At 71.4% G+C, this 6463-nt stretch carries 4 protein-coding genes; 3 read left to right on the top strand and 1 reads right to left on the bottom strand.

Going from position 1 to position 6463, the window contains the following annotated elements; translation table 11 throughout:
• Positions 1-214 precede the first annotated feature (214 nt).
• The 3 genes from AC27L4_RS33175 (at position 215) to AC27L4_RS33165 (ending at position 5637) form a co-directional block, all read left to right on the top strand.
• Positions 215-1642: a hypothetical protein gene (locus tag AC27L4_RS33175; RefSeq protein WP_487146980.1), complete on the top strand. Its 1428-nt coding sequence runs from the start codon at positions 215-217 to the stop codon at positions 1640-1642.
• A gap of 428 nt (positions 1643-2070) precedes the next feature.
• Positions 2071-3054: a TAXI family TRAP transporter solute-binding subunit gene (locus tag AC27L4_RS33170; protein ID WP_487146979.1), complete on the top strand. Its 984-nt coding sequence runs from the start codon at positions 2071-2073 to the stop codon at positions 3052-3054.
• Positions 3055-3252: 198 nt separating this feature from the next.
• A complete protein-coding gene (locus AC27L4_RS33165; protein ID WP_487146978.1) occupies positions 3253-5637 on the top strand; it encodes a TRAP transporter permease in 2385 nt (794 codons plus the stop codon).
• Between the two features lie 67 nt (positions 5638-5704).
• On the opposite strand, the gene AC27L4_RS33160 is transcribed toward AC27L4_RS33165, so the two are convergent.
• The gene (locus AC27L4_RS33160) at positions 5705-6334 is read right to left on the bottom strand and encodes an HAD family hydrolase (RefSeq protein ID WP_487146977.1); all 630 of its coding nucleotides are present in this window, start codon (positions 6332-6334) and stop codon (positions 5705-5707) included.
• Positions 6335-6463 lie beyond the last annotated feature (129 nt).

The raw sequence follows: 6463 nt of genomic DNA, 5'->3' as shown, positions 1-6463 counted from the left end.
CCGCCGAGCACGAACGCCGCCTCGCCGCCGGCACGGCCCTGCCGGGGAAGGAGGCGGCATGGTGAGAGACACCGGCGGGGACGCGATGCGCCGTTCCGCAAAGGGCACAAAGAACCTTCTCCGCGAAGAGGGAAAGATGCCCATGCGAAGCATGGCCGGATGGGGTGTGGTCCGCAAGGCGGGGTCTTGGACGAGATTGCGCGACCGTGGCGCCATGCCGGCAGAGCCGGTGCCTTGCCCGCCGCACCCCATCCGACCCGACTTCGTCGGGCCACCTTCCCCGCTGCGCGGAGAAGGCATTCGGCGTCTCTTTCCGTCTCCCCTGTCTCTCCTCTGCCTCCTCCTCGCCCTTCTCTCCCCCGCCCGCGCCGCCGACGTCGAGGGCGCGCGGCTGTGGGTCGACGTCGAGAGCCATGGCCGGGCGCCCTTTGTGCAGGAGATGGTGCTGCTGCGCATCCGCGGCAGCTTCACCGTGCCGATCGCCCTGGAGAAGCTCGAGCAGCCCGAGCTGCCCGGTTTCCGCTGGCTCGCCGTCGGCCGCGACGCCTGGTTCGACACCGAGCAGGACGGCCGCCAGGCGCGCGGCTTCCAGCGCACCATCGCCGTCTATCCCCAGCGCAGCGGCGAGCTCGTCATCCCGCCCTTCGTGCATCACCTCACCATCATCGACCGGTCGGGCGGACGCACCGGCGTCGATGTCGCCTCCAGTCCCCTCAGCCTGGCGGTCGCGCCGGCCCCGGTGCCGAAGGACGGCTGGTGGCTGCCGGCGCGGACGCTGAGCCTGACGGAGAGCTGGACCATCGATCCGGAGACCCTGCGCGCCGGCCAGGTGACGCGCCGCACCGTGACGCTGGAGGCCGAGGGCCTGACCGACGACCAGTTGCCGCCCCAGCCGGCGATCCGCGTCCCCGGCCTTATCGCCTTTCCCGCCGCGCCGCAGCGCGAGACCGTGATCGGCGTCGCCCCGGTCGCGGCGACGGGCGAGCAAAGGCGCCAATCGCTGGCAAGGCCCGGCCGCCGCGCCGAGGCCGCGGGGCGCGACGGTCCGCGCGCCCGCATCACCTATGCCTGGGACATCAAGCCCGCCAGCGACAAGGCGGTGGAGCTGCCGGCCATCCGCATCCCCTGGTTCGACACCGATGCCGGCGCCATGGCGGTCGCGACCCTGCCCGGGCGCACCGTGGCGATCGCCCCGGCCGGCCCCACCCTCGAGGAGATGGAGCGCGACCTCGGCATCGATGCCGATGCCGGCGCGGCCGGCCTCTCGCGCCATGCCGACCTGGCGCTCGCGGCCGCCGCCTTCCTCGCGGCCCTGGCCGCCACGCTGTTCGCCCTTGGCCGCCGCCGGATCGAAGCCAGCCGGCTCTGGTCCGGCCTGCGAACGGAGATGCGCGCCCGGCACGAGCTGCGGGCCATGGCAAGGCATGCCGCTGCCGGCGATGCCGGCGCGGCCTGGCACGCCTTCAGCCGGGCCGCGACGATCGACCGGTCCACGGCCTGGCTGTCCCACCCCGATGCCCGCCACGCCTGCGCCGCCCTGGAAGCCGCCGCCTTCGGCCGGGATGCGGAAAGCGGCGATGCGAACCGGGCCGCCGCGGCGCTGCGCAAGGCACGCCGTCGACGCGCCGCCTCGTCGCCATGATCGAATCGCCCTGCGGCCGAGAAGTCCCGCCTCTCCGGGCGCCGCCGCTCGCCTCCCCCGTCCCTCGGCGGCTAGTGTCGGCACACAAGTCGTTCATGAGATTTCAGGCGCGACGCCAGCCGATCCCCTCCCCCTTGCGGGGAGGGGTAAGGGGGTGGGGGTCGTAGACGCAGGGCTCTTCCTACCCTGCACGACCCCCACCCTTCATCCCTCCCCGCAAGGGGGAGGGAAGACGCAAACGTCCCGCCTCAGCCTGTCTCCGCCCCTCTCGCCCGGCCCCTAGGATGTGTGCCGACACTAGCCCTCGGCGGCCGGGGATGCGCCGCCCGCGCGTCGCGGCGGGTTGCGGTGCGACAGTTCGTCTCTATGATTTCGCCATCGGATCAGCCGCCGGCAAGAGCGGCCTCACATCCAACGGGGAACCTCGCATGCCCATCATCCCTCTCAGCCGCCGCCGCATGCTCGCGCTCGGGGCGGGCGCCGCCCTGGCCGGCCTGCCGCTGCGGGCGGCCGCACAGTCGCGCATCCGCATGGTGATCGTCACGGGCGGCACCGGCGGCGTGTTCTATCCCTATGGCGGCGGCCTGGCGAAGATCCTGTCGGAGCGGGTGCCGAACCTGCAGGCGACGGCGCAGGTCACCGGCGGCTCGGTCGACAACGCCAAGCTGCTGCATGCCGGCGAGGCCGAGCTCGGCTTCTCCACGCTCGATTCGGCCTATGACGCCGTCGAGGGCCTCGGCGCCTACGCCGAAGACGGCAAGCAGGACATCCGCGTCCTGGCGGTGCTCTACGATTCCTTCCTGCACGTCGTCGCCAGCGGCGACGCCGGCATCGCCAAGGTGGCCGACCTCAAGGGCAAGCGCGTCTCGGTCGGCTCGGCCGGCTCCTCGACCGAATCCATTGCCGACAGGGTGCTGGAGGCGGCCGGGCTCGCCCCGAAGGCCGACGTGACGCGCGACAATCTCGGCGTGGCCGAATCGGTCGGCGCCCTGAAGGACGGCAAGGTCGCCGCCTTCTTCTGGATCGGCGGCGTGCCGACCGCGGCGGTGCGCGATCTCGCCACCTCCGGCCAGCCGTCGATCACCTTCGTCCCCACCAATGAGGAACTGGCGACGATCGAAAAGAAATATCCCGGCCAGTACCGCCCGTTCCTGCTGCCCAAGGGCGTCTATGCCGGCACCACCGCCGACACGCCCGGCCTTGGCGTCGCCAATGTGCTGATCGTTCCGACCAAGGCGGAGGACAGCCTCGTCACCACCCTCCTCGACGGGATCTTCGCCAACCTGGAGGCGATCCACAAGGTCCACCCCGAGGCGCGCAAGCTGAGCCTGGCCACCGCGGCCACGCCGACCGCCGTGCCGTTCCACCCGGCGGCCGAAGCCTATTACAAGGCCAAGGGCGTGCTGAAATAGGGTGCTGACCGTACCGGTCCGGCTGCGGGCGCATCGACCCGGCACGATGCGGCTCCGTCCGCCGATGCCGGGCAAAGGGCCGGCAACGATGCGGGGACGAGGCCCCGATACCCATGGCGCCGTGTCCGGCCGTGACGGCCGGCGCGTTCGAGCGATCCGCCGGGGCCTGAGGCCCGCCGGCGCAACAGGACGCCCTGCATGCGGGAAACCGACGAGAAGGTCGAGCTGACCGAGGAGGAGCTGGAGCGGCTCTCCACCGACAATGAGGGCGGCCCGGCGGCCAAGGTCACGGGCTGGCTCGGCCGGCTGACGGCGGCGGCGCTGTTCGGCCTGTCGGCCTATGCGCTCTATTGGACGCAGTTCTCGGTCAACACCACGGTCTATCGCGTCAGCTTCCTGGCCGCGGCGCTGGCGCTGGTGTTCCTGCTCTACCCGCTGGTGCGCGGCGACGGCCGCCCGCCCCGGGGCGCGACGCTGGAGGAATGGCTCAGCGCCGGCATCGGCGTGCTGCTCTGCCTGGCGCTGGCGACGCAGGGCGGCATCTTCGGCAAGAGCCTGTGGGCCGGCCTGCAGCTGGTGCTGGTGGCGCTGTGCTTCGGCCTCGCACCCTTCGCCACGCGCAGCCGATTCCTGATCGACAGCCGCCTGATCGACTGGATCCTGGTCGCCCTGTGCATCGCCACCGCCCTCTATCTCTCCCTGGAGATCGAGGCCTACAAGGCCCGGCCGACCCGACCGACGCCGGAAGAACTGGTGCTCGGCGGGGCCCTGATCCTGTTCGTGCTCGAGGCCAGCCGGCGCACCATCGGCTGGGTGCTGCCGGCGATCGCCGTCGTCTTCCTGCTCTACTGCTATTTCGGCCCGGTCCTGCCCGAGCCGTTCGACCATCGCGGCTTCTCGCTGAACCGCATCATCGGCCAGAACGCGCTGACGCTCGAGGGCATCTTCTCCACGCCGCTCGACGTCGCCGCCACCTTCATCATCCTGTTCACCATCTACGGCGCCGTCCTGGAGCGCGGCGGCGCCGGCAAATTCTTCATCGACTGGGCCTTCGCCCTGTTCGGCAAGACCCCCTCCCCCTCCGCGCCCGGCCGCGCCGTGGTGATGTCGGGCTTCCTGCTCGGCACGGTCTCGGGCTCGGGCGTCGCCACCACGGTGACCATCTCCTCGCTGGCATGGCCGATGCTGCGCCGCTCGGGCTACACGCCCAACGTCGCCGCCGGCATGCTGTCGGCGGCCGGGATCGGAGCGACGCTGTCGCCGCCGACGCTGGGCGCGGCCGCCTTCATCATCGCCGAATACCTCAACGTCGACTATCTCGACATCCTGATCTACGCCACCATCCCGACGCTGCTCTACTATCTCTCCTGCTGGCTGATGACGGAGGCCGATGCGCGGCGCCTCGGGGTCCGGCCGGCGCGCACATCCGACGCCTCGCTGTGGCAACTGACCCTGCGCGAGGGCTACCATTTCCTGTCGCTGGCCGCGATCGCCGTCTTCCTCATCCTCGGCTTCACCTCGTTCATGGCGGTGTTCTGGTCGATCGCCATCGCCTTCGGCCTGTCGATGATCCGCGAGCACAGCCGCCTGGTCACCGTTCGCGCCTTCGCCCTCGGCCTGATCGCGGCGCCGGCCGCCTATGGCTTCGGCCTCTCCGGCGCGGCCGCCGGCCTCGGTCTCGGCACGCTGTTCGACGACCGCGTCTCGGTTGCCGTGTTCTGGGGCATGGCAGTGGCGGTCGCCGCCGCCGGGCTGGAGGCGCTCGCCGCCCGGCGCGCCGGGCGCACGCCGGACCCCGCCGCGACACGCATGATCGAGGCGCTGGTCGACGGCAGCCGGGCGGTGCTCGGCATCGCCGCGATCTGCGCCTGCGCCGGCATCATCGTCTCCGTGGTCAATCTGACCGGCCTCGGGCTCACCATCTCCTCGATGATCGTCACCTTCGGCGGCGGCGAGCGGGTGGTGGTGATCCTCCTGGCTGCCGTGGCGATGTGGGTGCTCGGCACGGCCGTGCCGGTGACGGCGAGCTACATCATCGCTGCGGTGATGCTGGTGCCGGCGCTGACCGATGTCGGTGTGCCCGAGCCGGCGGCGCACATGTTCCTGTTCTACTATGCGGTGCTGGCGGACGTGTCGCCGCCGACCGCGCTCGCCCCCTTCGCCGCCGCGGCCATCACCGGCGGCACGCCGTTCCGCACCATGCTGCAGGCCTGGAAATACACCCTGCCGGCCTTCCTCGTGCCCTTCATGTTCTGCCTGACGCCGGAAGGCCTGCGCCTCCTGATGCTGACCCCGGACGGCCACTGGCCGGCTGAGGCCGCGGACTGGGCCGCGATCCTGTTCACCTCGGCCACGTCGGGCCTGGCGGTGCTCGGCCTCGCCATCGGCGCGACCGGCTATGCGCTGCGGCCGGCGAACGCCCTTGAGCGCCTGCTCGCCACCGTCGGCGGCCTGCTTCTGCTGGCGGCCGACGGCCGGGCCGATGCAGCCGGCGCCGCCGTGCTCGCCGCCGGGCTGGCGCTGCATTGGCTGCGCGTGCGCCGAGCCCAGGGCGAGAATGCCGGCAGCGGCACGCCCGCTTGAGGGTCAGACACGCAAGTCGGCGGCGGAAAGACCCGGCCCGACGGCTTTCGGGTCAGGCTCTGAAGGATCAGGCGACCGGCAGGCCGAGCCCGGCGAGCTCCCGCGCCAGCCCGTCCGCCCCGGTGAAATGGATTGCCCGCATGCCGACGCCGCGCGCAGCCTCGACGTTGCGCGGGCTGTCGTCGATGAAGACGCAGTCGGCGGCGGCAAGGCCGTGACGGTCGAGCAGCAGGCGATAGATCGCCGGATCCGGCTTGATCAGCCTTTCCCGCGCCGAGACGACGATGCCGTCGAAGCCTGCGAGGAAGGGGAAGCGCGCTTGCGCCAGGAGGAATTTCTCGGCCGAGAAATTGGTGATGGCATAGTTGGGGATACCGGCCCGCCGCAGGGCGGCAAGGATGGCCACCGAGCCCTCGATCGCGCCCGGCACCATTTCGTGCCAGCGCTCGTCATAGGCCTGGATCGCCGCCGCGTGTTCGGGGAAGCGCTCGACCAGCAGGCGCACGCCCTCGCCGAAGCTGCGGCCGCGGTCCTGCTCCTCGTTCCAGGGCGGGGAGCAGACATGGGCCAGGAAATGCTCCATCTCGTGGGCGTCGTCGAAGATGCGCCGATAGAGGTGGCGCGGGTCCCATTCGATCAGCACGTTGCCGATGTCGAAGACCGGGATCGGGATTGAGGCACGTTTCGCAGAGGTCATGGCCTTGTCCGGGATGGAGCTCGCGGACGAAGGATGGCGGTGCGCCGCGGTTCCCGCAACGGCCCTGTCGCGGTCGGTCAGGCCGGGCGAAATCGGCCCGGCCGCCTTGTCACAAAAAAGCGAAATACC

This window comes from Labrys sp. Lb11, assembly GCF_057554225.1.
The sequence above is the reverse complement of the archived record's forward strand: the minus strand, read 5'-3'. Positions and strand labels throughout refer to the sequence as shown.

Bases quoted from the DNA above. Each gene is read 5' to 3' on its own strand.
- AC27L4_RS33170 (WP_487146979.1), top strand. From the start codon at position 2,071: ATGCCCATCATCCCTCTCAGCCGCCGCCGCATGCTCGCGCTCGGGGCG.
- AC27L4_RS33175 (WP_487146980.1), top strand. From the start codon at position 215: ATGCCGGCAGAGCCGGTGCCTTGCCCGCCGCACCCCATCCGACCCGAC.
- AC27L4_RS33165 (WP_487146978.1), top strand. From the start codon at position 3,253: ATGCGGGAAACCGACGAGAAGGTCGAGCTGACCGAGGAGGAGCTGGAG.
- AC27L4_RS33160 (WP_487146977.1), bottom strand. From the start codon at position 6,334: ATGACCTCTGCGAAACGTGCCTCAATCCCGATCCCGGTCTTCGACATC.